Origin of the sequence: Myxococcus qinghaiensis (genome assembly GCF_024198215.1) — a bacterium.
In the GTDB taxonomy this organism is placed as follows: Bacteria; Myxococcota; Myxococcia; order Myxococcales; family Myxococcaceae; genus Myxococcus; species Myxococcus qinghaiensis.
In genome coordinates, this window is sequence record NZ_JAKCFA010000024.1 from 82,470 (window position 1) to 97,396 (window position 14,927).

Genomic DNA, 14,927 nt, shown 5'->3' on the forward strand with positions numbered 1-14,927 from the left:
CGCCCACGCGGAGGCGTCACGGACTCCCGTGACAGAAATGTCGGGTAGCACTTCGCGCCGCCACCGGCGTTTCATGAGAAACTCCGCGAAAGTTCACGCGCCCCCCGCCGCCTGCTCAGGGAATTCATGTCATTTCTGGACCGCATCCTCGATCCTCCGAGCTACGGCTACGAAAAGAACGGCGCGCTCTATGTGCCGACTCATCGGGAGATCTTCTCGGAGTTCTTTACGCGCCTGAACATCTTCCGCACGCGTAAGAACTGGCTGGCCCTCATCGCCTGGGTCACCACGCTGGGCTTCGGCATCCCACTCGCGCTCTTCTTCACCCACCACTTCAGCTGGTGGCTGCTGCTGGCGGGCTTCATCTACAGCATGGTGATTCTGGGGACGCACGGCACCATCTGGTACCACCGCTACTCCACGCACCGCGCCTTCACGTTCAAGAACGCGTTCTTCCGGGAGCTGTGCCGCAACCTGGTGGTGAAGACGATTTCGGAAGAGGCGTATGTCGTCTCCCACCACGTGCACCACGCCCGCGTGGAGCAGCCGGGGGACCCGTACAACGCGAAGGCGGGCTGGCTCTACTGCTTCCTGGCGGATGTGAATCACCAGGGCATCCGCAGGGACTTGAGCGCCAAGGACTACTCGCAGCTGCGCAAGCTGGTGGAGCACACGGGCGTCCACGTGAACAGCTATGAGCAGTACCAGAAGTGGGGTTCGCTCTGTCACCCCGCCTGGACGGTGGCGCACTTCCTGGCGAACTGGGCGGTCTGGTACGGCCTGTTCTTCCTCATCGGCGGACACGGGCTGGCGCTGGCGCTCTTCGGCTGGTCCGGCGTGTGGGCCGTGGGCGTGCGGACGTTCAACTACGACGGGCACGGAGGCGGCAAGGATCGCCGCCGCGACGGCGTGGACTTCAACATGAAGGACCAGTCCATCAACCAGCTCTGGCCGGGACTCATCACGGGCGAGTGGCACAACAACCACCACCTGTACCCGCACGGCGCCCGCGCGGGCTTCCTGCCCCACCAGTTCGACCCCGCCTGGCACTTCATCCGCGGCTGGTCCTGGCTGGGAGCCATCAGCTCGTACCGGGACTTCAAGGCGGAGTTCATGGAGCAGCACTACCTGCCCTGGGCGGAGAAGCAGAAGGCCAAGGCCGACGTCGTCGTGAGCGGCTAGCCCTCAAGCGGGTGCGGGGTGGCCTGACTGGCACCCCTGCGATACGCTGACGCGCGAATGGCGACAGAGAAGGCGCTGCTGCTCATCGCGGACATCGGTGGCTACACCCGGTTCATGAAGCACCACCGGTTCAGCCTCGCGCACGCCCAGGACACGGTGGCGCAGCTGCTGGAGGCCCTCATCGATGCCTCCGGCAAGCTGAAGCTCGCGAAGCTCGAAGGGGACGCGGCGTTCTTCTACGCCGTCGGAGACGACTGCTCCGCCTTCGCCCGGCAGGTCGCCAACCTCCGCCGTGCCTTCCTCGCCCGGCGCGAGCGGCTCATCGTCGACCGCATGTGCAAGTGCGACGGGTGCATGCAGGTGGGCGCCCTGACGCTCAAGTTCGTGGCGCACTCGGGCGAGGTCGCCTTCCAGCGCGTGAAGCACCTCACCGAGCTGGCGGGCGTCGACGTCATCCTCGTGCACCGGATGCTGAAGAACGACGTCCCGGTGTCCGAGTACGTGCTGATGACCGACTCGGTGCATGAGCGGCTCGAACCGGAGCTGCGCCAGCACACGCGCGGGCTCGAGCACGAGTTCGAGGGCCTGGGCCGCACGGCGACGCACTACCTGGACCTCAACGAGAGCGGCCAGGAGCTGCCCGCGGCCCCGGGTCCCAGCCTGCTGCGCAGGTGGTGGCACAAGCTGACGCAGGAGGCGCGCTCGCTCAAGTACGTGCTCGGCTTCCGGCAGGCCTGCCAGGACTTCCGCAACGTCGAGATTGTCGACGTCCACGCACAAGCGCACCTGCCCCCTCCTCCGCGCTCCTGAAGCGCGCGGCCACGGCGCGGGAAGAGGTGCCAACGCCGGGCCCGCGGGCGGCTGAACCGCCGGACCTCGTCCGCTGGGAACAGACGTTTCCCAATCACCCCGCGCTCACATCGTCGGACCGCGACAGCAGCGTCGTCATGGCGAAGTGAGTCACGGGCTTCATGAGCGACCCAGCGCTCGCGTCGGATGCGCAGTCGAGCTGCCTCGGGTACCTTGCCGGGCAGCTCTCGCGCGAGGCGAGCAGCCAGGGGGCACTTCGTGAGGCGCTACTTCATGCCAGGAACCCGAGCCACCCGCCCGCTCGACGGCCCTCCGTGCCTGGCCGGCTCCGTCAAGCCACACACGCAGCGGCCCGCGGTCCACGGGGCCGTCTCGACTTGAAGTCATCCGAAGGAGGACGCCGATGAACCAGCTCGCCTGTGGCCATGCCGCACCCCACGCGGGACACTGGTGTGTCCACCTCCTGGACGACGACGACGCGGGACACCACGTCCGCTTCACGGGGCAGGGCGTCCACCACGACCTGCTCTGTCAGGACTGCGCGCGGGTGGCGCTGCCCGGCCAGCAGTTCAAGAGCATCTGCGTCGACTGCCAGCACGTGAGGCTGGGACACAGCTCCGCGTTGATGGGCATCATCGGACGCCCCCAGGTGCGCACCCGGACCACGGGGCTCCACTTCGAGCACCGGGAGCAGTCACTCCCCCCGCTCGCGGGCCAGTCACTTCGGGCCATCACCGCGCTGGGCTCCCTGCCGGGCTCCCTGTGGCTCGCGGTGAACGCGCACGGCGAGCTGCTCCGCCTGGACCTCGATGAAGGCTCGCTTGCGCGACTGGGGTCCGTGGGCGCGGAGACACTCGACCTCTCCGCCAGGCTCGCGCTGCACGTCTCCCCCTGCGGGCGCTACGCCGCGGTGGTGAACCTGCACGGCGCCCGGGGGCTCGTCCTGGAGCTGGCCACCGGCAGGGTGACGATGACGCTGGACCGGGGCTCGTACCATGAGACGCGCTGCGAGTTTCCCGTGGCCTTCTTCCGCGACGGCACCCGGACGCTCCTCGCCCACGCGTCGACCTGGAATCGGTTGGACTTGTCGGACCCCGCCACGGGGGAGCTGCTGACGCCGCGCGAGCCCGGGGGACGGGGCAGGCCCGGTGAGCCCATGCCCCGCCACGAGCGCGACTACTTCCACTGCGGCCTGACGGTGTCCCCGGACGAGGCGTGGCTCGTGGACGATGGCTGGGTCTGGCACCCGCTGGGCATCCTGACGACCTTCTCCCTGCGGCGCTGGGTGCACGAGAACGTGTGGGAGTCCGAGGACGGCCCCTCCCTGAAGCACCTGCGCGAGTGCACCTACCATTGGGATGGCCCGCGCTGCTTCGTGGGCCCTCGCGCCCTGGCCTTCTGGGGTTTCGGCGGGGATGCCGACGCCTTGCTCGACGCCGCGATGATTCACGACGTGGAGACCGGGAAGCTCCTGCGCTGGTTCCCCGGACCGCGCGGCGAGTTCAGGTGCGATGGCAACCTGCTGCTGGCGAGCGCGAAGGACCAGGGCACCTCCGTGTGGGACGTGGAGACGGGAGAGCAGCTCCACCAGGACCCCACCGTGGTGCCCACGGCGTGGCACCCGGCGGCGCGCCGCTTCCTGACGGTGATGCCGGACGGTCTGCTCCGCGAGAGCAGCCTGAGCGGCGCGGCCTGGTGAGTCGCGCGGCCCCGGGCGCGACCACGCACCAGGGCGGCGCCCCGAGGAGACGCGGCAGGCGGATTGTGAACGCGGGCCCCTCCCTGAAGCGCACGTTGGCAGTCCAGGTCAGGCACCCCACCCTCCCGTGCCATTTTTTTCCGGGCCAGGGAGGAGAAGACATGCGGGCAAGACATGGATGGGTCCTGTTCGGACTGGCACTCGCGGGGTGTGGAGTTCCCCCCAGCACCGAAGAGATGCAGCCGGGCGCGGATGGACGCGACGTCAAGCAATGGGCTTGTCCCACCGGGGTCGCCTCGCGCCTGAGAGTCATCACGCCTCCAGGCAGGGGCCCCGTCATCATCAGTGGACAGCTTTTCGGGACCGACCAGCTCGTCCAGTCGAATGAAGCGCTCTACTTCGGCACCAACTTCCACGACGGCAGCGCCGTCCTCTGGCGCACGGATGGAACGTCTTCCGGGACCATGCGGGTGAAGGCCTTTCCGCCGTCCATGCGCGGCCCGCCCCGCCTGGGTGGACTGGTGGCCGTGGGCGACCAGGTCTTCTTCGAGCTGGATGACACCGCCACCGGGAACGAACTGTGGGTCAGTGACGGGACGGAGCGAGGAACCCGGCTCGTCAAGGAGCTGGCGCCCGGCATGGAGGGCGCTTCCCTGCAACACCTCACCTCACTCAACGGGCTGCTCGTCTTCGTCCGCAACGTGGCGGTCCCCGCCCCCGTCTTCATGCGACGCGAGGTCTGGCGCTCGAATGGCACCGACACCGGCACCTATCGCGTGGCCGTGCTTCCGTCGGAGGTCGATGTCCGCTTCACCTCGCTGAAGGTGGGCTCGGCGCTTCACCTGTTCCTGTCGTCGAAGTCCCATGGCACCACGCTCTGGCGCACCGACGGCACCACCGCCGGGTCGTTCGCCGTCAAGCGGCTGGACGCGCGGCACACCTACGTCCACCACGCGGCGCGGGAGGGGAACCTGGGACTGTTCGTGCTGGACGACGGTCCCAACGACGAGGTGTGGAAGACGGATGGCACCGCCGCGGGGACCGTTCGGTTGGAGTCGTTCGGCCGGTCCACCAGTCTGGTCGGCGTGCTGGGCTCATCCGTCTACCTGGCCACGCAGTCCACGGATGCGAAGCGGCTGCACGTCGAGCGCGTCTCGCTGAGCGGCGGAGGCAGGACGCGCATCACCACCCTGCCCAACCCGTACGCGAACCTGCCGGACGCGATGCCCTACCTGCAGCGGACGACAAGCTCCGGAGGCAGGCTCTACTTCACCCTGGCCATTGGCGGCACCGGCCCCTTGCCTCGGGACGTGTCGCTGTGGGCGACGGATGGGACGGCGGATGGGACGCAGCTGCTCCATCACCCGCTGGACTTGAGCGACGACGTCGACTCGTCCCTCTTCGCCACGGATGAGGGCACCGTCTTCTTCAGCGCCTCGCAGGATGGCCTGTTCACCGAACCCTGGTTCACCCGAGGCACGCCAGCGACCACGGGCCAGCTCGCGGACATCAACCCCGGCATCTGGGGCTCCTCGCCGGGCGGCTTCGCGCGGCTGGGCTCACGCGTCTACTTCTTCGCGAGCGATGAGACGAGCGAACATCAGCTCTGGTCCACGCCCGTGGGCATCCACTGTCCCCCGGGAGCGGTTTCCGCGCAGTAGCCACGCGCCTCCAAGCCCTCACTGCCCGGGCGGAGGGAATGGGGGCGGCTGGAAGGCGGGCACGGGCAGCTCCACGCGCGCCGGGAGCCCGCGGGTGTCGCCTGTCTTGAGGAACTTCACCACCTGGGCCAGCAGCTCCGGGTACTTCGCGAAGACGGGAGCCCGCGTGTGGTGCGCGCCCCGGTGGACCTGGACGACGCGACCGTTGGCGAACCAGGGCAGCAGGCCCAGCGCGTTCTCGAGGGGTGTCGAGGTGTCCCAGTCTCCGTGGAACATGAGCACGGGAATCGGGCTCTGCACCGGGAGGCGCACCCCGTCACCGATATCGGGCGTCGGCCACGCCTCCTCGGAGGCCATCAGCGCGTCGAAGTCGACGGCGCCCAGCAGCTCCAGGCCCGCGTCGGTCTTCAACAGATGTCGGCGCTCGGCGGACACCGCGAGACTGCTGTCAATCAGTGGCGCGATGAGCCGGACGGGTGACTCGACGTCCTGACGCTCCGAGAGGACCTCGCGCGCCCAGTCGTCATAGCGGCGGTAGTACAGGGAGAGGACGAAGGCGGGCCAGGACGCCGCGGGCCGGAGCAGTGAGCCCTGGAAGTCCTCCAGGCCGAGCGCCACCGTTCGCGCCGTCCCCGTCTTCGCGTCCTGGACCGTGACTTCGATGGGCCCGGCGGAGAGGCGCTCCCGCACCGCGCGCACTGCCGCCATCACTCCGCCCCGGGGCAGGTAGGGCTGGAGCGCGGGAGAGCGGTCCGCATCCCAGGCGATGCGCTGGAGGGACGCGAAGATGTGCGAAGGCATGTCATGGCTGTTGTCGAGCGGCTCGACGCCCGAGAGCAGCGCCCTCGCCACGAGGTCGGGATGCAGCCGCATCACCGCCAGGCTCCACTGCGAGCCGAAGCTCTGTCCCGACAGCGAAATCCGCCGATAGCCGAGCGCCTTGCTCAGCGCCTTCACGTCCTCCGCGTACTCGACGAGGTTGTAGCCGGACAGGTCCTTGTCGGGATGGGCCGCCACCGCGTCCTGGGCCAGCGTCACCATCGCCTCCGCATCCGCCGCCAGCGAGCGCGGTTGCCCGAGCGACAGCGTCCGCCGGGACACCGTCAGGATTTCCCCGCGCGGCGAGTAGCCCCGCTGGTCCACCACCACCACGTCACCCACGGCCCGGTAGGGAAGGATTCCCTCCAGCTGGCTCTTCGCCGCGTCGTCGTGGTCCGTGAAGGCGTTGAGATACGAGCGCGCCGGGCCTCCCGGAAGGATGAACACCGGCGGAGCACTGGTGGGCTTCGCCGCGCGGATGCGAGCGAACCCGATGCCGATGACGCGGCTTCGCTTCGCGCTCCGGTTCTCCGGGACATAGAAGGTGCCCAGCTCGTAGCGGAGCGTCTCGCCGGACGGCGTCTTCGTCGTTCCGGTCTCCACCACCAGCTCTCCCGCCTTGCGAATCCCCACCGTATCGGTGGCGCGGGCCTCCGGGGCAAGCACCAGCAACCAGATGACAGCTACAACGGAAGATGTCTTATCGAGGCGCAGGGTCATCTCCTCCGAGGGAGGGTAACCGGGCGCGAGGCGGTTTACTCCCGCCTCCGAGCGACTTCTGGCAGGAGCCCCAGGGCCTTCGACGTGGCCCGGGCCTCGGCGAGCAGCCAGGTCTTGAAGGCGACCACGTCCCGGCGGCTCGACAGGGGTCGGGGGTGGACCAGCCAGTAGCCGAAGTCGTTGGGCAACACCTGCGTGAAGGGCTGGACCAGCCGGCCCGCCTTCAGGTCATCCGCGGCGAGCAGCAATCGCCCGAGCGCCACGCCATCACCCTGTCGCGCGGCCTGGAGCACCAGCCCCGCGTCGTTGAACGCGAAGCCCTTGCCGGTGTCCACGCCGTCGACGCCGGCCGCCTCCAGCCAGCGGCGCCACCCATCCTTCGGCGTGTCATGGAGGAGCCGCACCTTGGCCAGGTCCGACGGTGAGCGCAGCTTCCTGGCGAGCGCCGGACTGCACACGGGCGCGAGCACCTCCGGCGCGAGCTGCTCCGCCTTCAGCCCCGTCCACCGTCCCAGCCCGGAGCGGATGCCCACGTCGAAGCGGTCGTCCAGGAAGTCCCACAGCTCCGACGCGCTGCTCAGGTGCAGCTCGATATCCGGATGGAGCCGACGAAAGCCCTCCAGGCGGGGAAGGAGCCAGGACGAGGCGAACGAGGGCAGCACGGTGAGCCGCAGGGGCCCCTGCTCCGCTTCGTACAGCCGCGTGGTGGCTTCCGAAAGGCGCTCGAACACGGGCGTCAGCTCGCGCAGGTACGCCTGCCCCTTCGCCGTCAGCGTCAGCGCGTGTCCCCGGCGGTCGAAGAGGGAGACGCCGAGCCAGTCCTCCAACTGGCGCACCTGGTGGCTGATGGCCGCCTGGGTGACGCGCAGCTCCATGGCGGCGCGGGTGAAGCTCAGGTGTCGCGCCCCGGCCTCGAAGGCCCGCAGGGCGCCGAGCGGTGGAATGCGGCGCATGCTCGATGAGCTCCCTTTATCGAGCGCGCGAGGATAGCTCGCTGGGTGACCGACTCGAAATGGAGTTTGTGTGGTGGCTCGCGCCCCACCACGACGACAGGGGGCGCGTGGGGGCTTTCGCCATGATTCCCGCTGAAGTGTGGGTGATGTTCCTGGGCTACACCGTGCCGATGGTCTTCAGTCCCGGGCCCGGCAACACGGTGCTCGCCACCGCGGGCGGACGCTTCGGCATCCGGGGCTCGCTGCCGTTCTGGACAGGCTTCGAGGTGGCCAACGTCGCGCTCTGTCTGCTCTACGGCCTGGGGCTGGGACGCGTGCTGCAAGGGATTCCCGCGCTGCACGACCTCCTGCGCTGGTGCAGCGTCGCGTACCTGCTCTACCTCGCCTGGGGCTTCTTCCGCGCCTCCAGCCCGTCCTCCGCAACGACGGAGGAGCCGGAGCGGCTCGGCTTCGTCGAGGGCCTCGTCACGGTGGCCCTCAACCCCAAGATTCACTCGATGATCGTGGTGATGTTCTCCCAGTTCCTGAACCCGGAGGGAGGCATGCTCTCGCAGGCCGCGCAGCTCACCGCGGCCTTCCTCGTCGTCTGCGTGGCGTGCCACTTCCCCTGGGTCTACGGAGGGAAGCTCATCCTGGGACGCTTCCGCTCCGAGCGCGCCCTGCGCATCCAGGGCTGGACGTTCGGCGCCTGCATGGTCGCCGTCGCCGCCTACGTGGCCGTCGCGTGAGTCACTAGTCCGACCAGGTCATCACCTCGATGAAGCGGACGGAGTCGCGGGCGGGGTTGACCGACACCACCACGTAGCCGCCAATGTCACCCGGGCCCGTGCGGCCGTAGGAGTCATGCCAGGACGCGACATAGTAGCGGGCTCCCGTTCCCGCGTTCGCGCTCAGCCAGGCGAGCGCGCCGTTCACCTCGGCCGCGCTCGGCGCCTGGCCAAAAATCGTCGAGCCAAGCTTCGCGCTCAGCTCCGCGTACGTGACGGGAGCGAAGGTGGACGGCTGCGGACCGAAGTAGCCGTAATAGGTCCACATGAGCGTCGTCTGGTTCACCACGCCCTCGTCATCCAAGAGGCCACCCTCCTGAATCCACGCGTTGCTCGCCAGGCGGCCGCTCGCGCCGAAAATCTGCGCGGGCGTCTGGGCCGGTGACGCCACGTCGAGCGGGGAGGAGGTCGCCGCCCCGTCATTCAGCTCGTGATAGCGGAGCAGGTAGTCCCGCGCCGAGGTGTCGATGCCCGCGAGGAACGTGGGGCTCGCGACCTTGCCGGCGAGATAGGTGTACTCGGCGGCATCCGTCTGCCCGTCGTCGGAGCTGAGGAACGCCTCCAGCGCGGTCTTCATCTCCGAGCGCACCACCGTCGTCCCACCAGTGCTGCCGCTCGCACGGGCCGCCGTCATCCGGGACTCGAACAAGGGGATGGAATAGGTGCTGCCCCACGCGAAGGCGGCGGGAGCGGCGACGACGGACAACACACAGAGCGCGGCACGCAGCGAAAAGGACTTCATGGGTGTGGGGCCTTTCTGGCCGCCCGGGAGTCGGACGGGACAAAGCTGTTATTCGAGCATACAAAGCCAATCTCGGATAAATCATTATCAGGGGTGAAACACCTGCCACACAGACATCCGCGACTGGAGATGTTCATGCTCACTCAAAGAACCGGCCTGCTCCGGTTGGTGTTGTTGACGTTTTCCTCCGTGGCGGTCCTGGGCTCGACGCCTGGCTGGGCCCAGACGGTGTTGGACCTGTCGCCGTCGAATCGGCGCGCACCCATCGCCGGGCTACCAGACTGGTCCAAGGCGGGCTACCGGGGCGGGCAGAACCTGCCAGGTGAGGCGGACATCAATCCGGACGCGGCGTGCCGGGTGACACCGGCGGAGCTGGCGGCGAACCACGGCGTGATTCCGAATGATGGCGTGGACGACACCGCGGGCCTCCAGGCCGCCCTCGATTCCCTGCGTACGGTGTGCACCCCTGGCGCCTCGTTCACGAAGCTCTCGCTGCTCTCACTGCCCGCGGGCCAGCTCGACGTGTCCCGTCAGCTCAGCGTGGACGCCAGCTACGTCATCATCCGGGGTGCGGGCTCCTCTCCGGTGACGGGCACGAAGCTGGTGTTCCGCCCCGATGTGAACACCCGCTACGACACGCTGACGTCGGATGGGGGTGACTGGGACGAGGACACCATGACGCACGGCGAGGGCAAGGGCGGCTGGCTGTGGCCCGGCCGGGGCCTGTTCCGGGTGCAGTCGCGCCAGGTCCACACGGCGTACGACGACGACTACGAGACGGCCCCCGCCAACCGCGCCGACATCTTCGAAGGCACCGTGAATGTCCATTGGAAGGCCGGCGTGAAGCTCCGCGCGAAGCCGGGCGAGACGGGCTTCGCCGCGCGCACCGGCGACACGGTGGTGTACCTGGCGACCAACTCCTCCGCGCTGGCCGTGGGCAGGCTCGTCAACATCCGCGCCGCCAACTCGCGCGCCTTCTACGCGGAGCAGCAGGCGCTGCCCACCGAGCACGCGCTGTCCAACCTGCACATGCGTCAGCAGCTCTTCCGCATCGTCGCCGTGGACTCGGGCAACAGGACGCTCACCCTGGACAAGCCGCTGGAGTACGACGTGCCGGTGACGTCGACTTCGGATGGCTCGGCCTCCATCGACGGCACGGTGTACGACTCCAAGGCGGCTCCGCTCGTCGACCCCATCGTCGGCGTCGGCATCGAGAACCTGTACTTCACGCAGGAGGTGCCGGGGGTGAGCGCGTCGGCCGCGCTCCACAACTATGGCAACCTGGCGCCCGCGTACGAGATGCACGGCATCGTCTTCAAGTGGGCCGCGGACTCCTGGGTGCGCGGCATCCGCGCGGAGATGACGGGCTCGCATCCCATCGTCACGGAGGAGGCGAAGAACCTCCAGATTGTCGACAACGTGTTCGACGGCGCGTGGAACAAGGGCAAGGGCGGCAACGGCTACTTCCGAGGCTCCCGCGTCTGGGACTCGCTCTACGCCGGCAACACGTCACGCAACCTGCGGCACTTCACCTTCCAGTGGTCCGCGTCCGACAACGTCGTCATCGGCAACGACTTCGACTCCGACCTCAACCTGCACGGCGGCTGGGAGCGCAGGAACCTCTTCGAGCGCAACGTCAGCGCCGTCCCGTACGCGCACCGCTCCGGCAACTGCAACTCCCACTGCGGCGAGGAAGGCGGCGGCGGCCCGGATGACTCGAACTGGTATCCCATCTGGTGGGGCGCCGGAAAGAAGGCGGTGAAGTGGTCCGGCGCCACGGGGCCGCAGAACGTCTTCTTCAACAACGTCCTGCGCAAGCAGGTGGGCAATGACACGGCCCCCTACGCCGACTTCTATTCGGAGCCTTCCCGCGTCTACCAGTTCGGCTGGTCCGGCTCGGCGTACAAGCACCTGGACATCAACGGGACGCCCATCGCCGACTGGGCGCACGCGGAGACGCTCGACTACTCCGGAGGCCATGGCGTGGACACCACGAGGACGGACTCGGCACCGTCGCTGTTCCTCGTCAGCATCGGCGCGCCTCCTCCTCCCGACACCACCCCGCCGAGCGCTCCTTCCAATCTCCGCGTGACGGCGGTGACGTCCACCAGCGTCACCCTGGCCTGGGACGCGGCCACCGACAACCGGGGCGTCACCGGCTATTCCGTCTGGCTCGGCGGCAACGTGGCCGCCGCCACGGCGGGCCTGGGTGTGACGCTGCTCGGATTGAGCCCGGCCACGGCGTACTCCTTCACCGTCACCGCGCGGGATGCGGCGGGCAACGTGTCGGCGCCGAGCGCGGCGGTCATCGCGACCACGGCCCCGGCGGCGGCCTCCGGACTCGTCGCCCACTTCGCCGTGAGCTCCTCCTGGTCCAATGGCTACACGGGCCGGTACACGGTGGAGAACCTGGGCACGACGAGCGTCAGCGGGTGGCAGCTGGAGTTCGATTTGCCGGCCGGCACGACGGCGCAGAACCCGTTCTCCTCCACGATGACGCGCAACGGGAACCACTACACGTTCCTTCCCGTCAGCCACAACACCGTCATCAAGGCCGGCGCGAGCAAGGAGTTCGGCTTCACCACCACCGGACTGGGGCAGCCCTTCAACTGCACGCTGAACGGCAACCCCTGCGAGTGAGGCGGGCGCGTCGGTGACGCGTGCACCTGGATGGCCCGGCGCTCGTTCAGGCCGGGCCCTCTTCACGCCGCGAAGCCGGGCGAGTCACGGGGCCAGTCAGTACCCGAGTCTCCGTCACGCTATTCGACGGCGCGCGCCACCGAGGACGCATTCGCGAACACCCGGGTGAGCCAGTCGATGAAGACGCGCACGCGGGGCGAGAGCTGGCGGCTCTGGGGATAGAGCAGCGACACGGGCGTGGGTGACGGCGGATGCTCGGGGAGCACCTCCACGAGCGTCCCCTCCCGAAGCTCCTGCTCCACGTGGTAGCGCGGGAGCTGAATCAGCCCGAGCCCCAGCTTCGCCACCGAGGCGTACGTCTCCGCTCCCGCCACGGTGACGGTCGCCGGGAGGGTGAGGGTTCGCGGCTCGCCGTCGACCATGAACTCCAGTGGCAGCACCGCGCCCGTGGCGGAGGACATGAACCCCACCGCCACGTGGCCTTCGAGTTCTTCGAGATTCGTGGGCGTGCCGTGCCGGGCCAGATAGGCGGGGCTCGCACAGGTGACTTCTTCGAGCAGCGCCACGCGCCGTCCCACCATGGAGCTGTCCTGGAGGTCTCCCGCGCGGAGGACGCAGTCGATGCCCTCCCGCACCAGGTCGACCAGCCGGTCCCCTTCTCCCAGGTGGAGCTTCAGGTCCGGGTATTCGGCCAGGAACCCAGGCAGCGCGGGCAGCACGAAGTGCCGGGCCAGGGTGCCATGAACATCCACCCGGAGCGGCCCTCGGGGCTTGGCGCCGCTGAAGGCGGAGTCCGCGTCCTCCACCTCGCCGAGGATGGTGACGCAGCGTCGGTAGTAGGCCTCTCCATCGAGCGTCGGCCGGACATGCCGCGTCGTGCGCTGGAGCAGTCGCACGCCCAGCCGGGACTCCAACTGCTTGATGGCCTGCGTGGCCGTCGAGCGCGGCAGCTCCAGGTCCTGGGCGGCCACCGTGAAGCTGCGCCGCTCCACGATGCGCGTGAACAACCGCATGACGTCCAGCCGGTCCATCCCGCCTCCTCACGGTCCGCCGGGGCCGAGCACGGCAACTCGAGTGCTCAGCCCCAGCGGGTCGCGGGGCACATGGCCCCGCGACTTCCTGCGCTCCGGCTCACCGCTTGATGACGAACTCCACGCGGCGGTTCTCGCTGCGGCCTTCCGGAGTGTCGTTCGACGCGATGGGCTGGGCCGGACCGAAGCCCTTGGCCTCCAACCGCGAGCCTGCGACACCTCGGCGGATGAGGTAGGCGCGCACGGCCTCCGCGCGCTCCTGGCTCAACGTGCGGTTGAGCTCCTCCGGACCGGTGTTGTCCGTGTGTCCTTCGATTCGCACCGCGACGTCGGGCCGTGCCTTCAGCTGCTCGGCGATGTCGTCGAGCACCTTCGCACCCTCACCCTCAATCTGGGCGAGGCCCACCTGGAAGGTGATGCGACGGTCCGCCAGCGAGAGCCGCTCCTCCGTCGGCGCCTTCTCCGGCTCGGGGCACCCCTGGTTCTCCACGGTCCCCTTCTGCTTCGGGCACTTGTCGGAGTCGTCCGGCACGCCGTCGCCATCCGAGTCCTTCGCGGGCGCGGGGCAGCCCTGGTTCTCCGCCGTCCCCTTCTCGTCCGGGCACTTGTCGGAGTCATCCGGCACGCCATCGCCATCCGAGTCCTTCGCGGGCGCGGGGCACCCCTGGTTCTCCACGGTGCCCTTCTCGTTCGGGCACTTGTCCTCGGAATCAGCCACGCCATCGCCGTCCGAGTCGGGGCAGCCGTTCGTCTCCGCGCTCCCGGCCTGGTTCGGGCACTTGTCCAGCCGGTCCACGACGCCATCGCCATCCGAGTCGCGGTCCGGGCAGCCCGCGTTGTCCGGCGACCCCGCCTCCAGCGGGCAGCGGTCCGACTTGTTCAGCACGGAGTCACCGTCATCATCGGAGTCCGGGCACTGCTCGGGCGAGTGCTTGCGTCCGCCCTTGCAGACATCCTCGCGCGGCGGGTTGTGCGCCCACGCGATTCCCGCGCCCAGACGCCATGAGGGCGTCCCCGGGATGTCCGTGAAGCCATGCCCGCCGAGCGCGTTCAGCTCGAAGCCCATGCCAATGGGCAACCGCACGCCGCCGAGCAGCTCCACCGCCACGTCCGGATGCACCAGCGACTCCGCCACCTGCAGGGCCACTTCGGCGCGCAGGCCGTCGCCACGGGTCGCCACCACCACGGACTGCTCCAGCTCCGTGCCCACGTCACGGCCCGGCTCCACTTCCGTGGAGCGAATCCTCGCGCCCACGCTCGCGCCCAGCGCGAACATCCCCACCTCGCGCCCCAGCGAGACTCGCGGCGAGAACTGGAGCCCCGCCCAGTGCTCCTGCCGTCCGAAGGCGCTCGCCCGTCCACCCGGGAGCCCCACGTCGAGCCCCACCGCGAGGGACAACGGCGCACCTTCCTCGCGCCGCAGCAGCGAGTAGCGCGCGCCCACCTCGGGCGTCCCGAGCCCCGCGGACGAGGGCTCCGCGACACCCTCCAACTGGTTCGCGCCGTGCCCGCCCTGCGAGATGATGACGGGCAGCCGGGCGGAGACCTCCAACCGGTCCACCGGAGACCACGCGCCCATCAACCAGGCCGAGGTCCGGTAGTGGATGATGGAGTGCTCGCTCCCGTCGCTGCCTTCCAACAAGAGGATGCCGCGCTCGTAGTTGGCGAGGAGGCTGAGCCGATAGCCCCCTTCCGAGAGCACCCGGCCCGTGTCCACCATCAACGAGTCCGTGGCGGCGGGGCTGAGACGCAGGCGCTCCGCGTCGAACGCCACCAGGGGGCTGGAGAGCGTCTGCGCCGAGGCGCCCGTGGCGACCAGCGCCGCGACGAGCACACAAGTCCGTGCCGATTCACGCAAGGGAAGGTCCTTCGAGCTGAAGAGTCGCATGAGAGGATTCAGGAG

The 14,927-nt window shown here is 69.0% G+C and carries 11 protein-coding genes; 6 read left to right on the forward strand and 5 right to left on the reverse strand.

Annotated features, from left to right (window positions below; translation table 11 throughout):
* Nucleotides 1-126 precede the first annotated feature (126 nt).
* From LZ199_RS35640 to LZ199_RS35655, 4 genes are all read left to right on the forward strand, one after another.
* Nucleotides 127-1,182, forward strand: a complete 1,056-nt coding sequence (locus LZ199_RS35640; protein WP_253998241.1) for a fatty acid desaturase — start codon at nt 127-129, stop codon at nt 1,180-1,182.
* Between the two features lie 57 nt (nt 1,183-1,239).
* Nucleotides 1,240-1,992 carry a DUF2652 domain-containing protein gene (locus tag LZ199_RS35645; RefSeq protein ID WP_253998242.1) on the forward strand — a complete coding sequence of 251 codons (753 nt, stop codon included), beginning with the start codon at nt 1,240-1,242 and terminating at the stop codon, nt 1,990-1,992.
* Between the two features lie 403 nt (nt 1,993-2,395).
* Nucleotides 2,396-3,691, forward strand: a complete 1,296-nt coding sequence (locus LZ199_RS35650) for a WD40 repeat domain-containing protein (protein WP_253998243.1) — start codon at nt 2,396-2,398, stop codon at nt 3,689-3,691.
* 161 nt (nt 3,692-3,852) lie between these two features.
* Nucleotides 3,853-5,352: a hypothetical protein gene (locus tag LZ199_RS35655; protein WP_253998244.1), complete on the forward strand. Its 1,500-nt coding sequence runs from the start codon at nt 3,853-3,855 to the stop codon at nt 5,350-5,352.
* 18 nt (nt 5,353-5,370) lie between these two features.
* On the opposite strand, the gene LZ199_RS35660 is transcribed toward LZ199_RS35655, so the two are convergent.
* Both LZ199_RS35660 and gcvA read right to left on the reverse strand, forming a co-directional pair.
* Entirely contained in the window at nt 5,371-6,891 is a 1,521-nt protein-coding gene (locus tag LZ199_RS35660) for an alpha/beta hydrolase (protein WP_253998245.1), read from the reverse strand.
* Nucleotides 6,892-6,926: 35 nt separating this feature from the next.
* Nucleotides 6,927-7,844, reverse strand: coding sequence for a transcriptional regulator GcvA (gcvA, locus tag LZ199_RS35665; protein WP_253998246.1), 918 nt, complete (start codon nt 7,842-7,844; stop codon nt 6,927-6,929).
* A 122-nt stretch (nt 7,845-7,966) separates the two neighbouring features.
* On the opposite strand from gcvA, the gene LZ199_RS35670 reads away from it, so the two are divergent.
* Nucleotides 7,967-8,572, forward strand: coding sequence for a LysE family translocator (locus LZ199_RS35670; protein WP_253998247.1), 606 nt, complete (start codon nt 7,967-7,969; stop codon nt 8,570-8,572).
* Nucleotides 8,573-8,576: 4 nt separating this feature from the next.
* Here the strand turns inward: LZ199_RS35670 and LZ199_RS35675 are convergent, their stop codons facing one another.
* A complete protein-coding gene (locus tag LZ199_RS35675; RefSeq protein WP_253998248.1) occupies nt 8,577-9,353 on the reverse strand; it encodes a hypothetical protein in 777 nt (258 codons plus the stop codon).
* Between the two features lie 135 nt (nt 9,354-9,488).
* Between LZ199_RS35675 and LZ199_RS35680 the strand changes: the two genes are divergently transcribed.
* Nucleotides 9,489-11,993, forward strand: a complete 2,505-nt coding sequence (locus LZ199_RS35680; protein ID WP_253998249.1) for a cellulose binding domain-containing protein — start codon at nt 9,489-9,491, stop codon at nt 11,991-11,993.
* 119 nt (nt 11,994-12,112) lie between these two features.
* Here the strand turns inward: LZ199_RS35680 and LZ199_RS35685 are convergent, their stop codons facing one another.
* Nucleotides 12,113-13,024 carry a LysR family transcriptional regulator gene (locus LZ199_RS35685; protein ID WP_253998250.1) on the reverse strand — a complete coding sequence of 304 codons (912 nt, stop codon included), beginning with the start codon at nt 13,022-13,024 and terminating at the stop codon, nt 12,113-12,115.
* Between the two features lie 100 nt (nt 13,025-13,124).
* Nucleotides 13,125-14,912 carry an OmpA family protein gene (locus LZ199_RS35690; protein WP_253998251.1) on the reverse strand — a complete coding sequence of 596 codons (1,788 nt, stop codon included), beginning with the start codon at nt 14,910-14,912 and terminating at the stop codon, nt 13,125-13,127.
* Between the last annotated feature and the right edge of the window lie 15 nt (nt 14,913-14,927).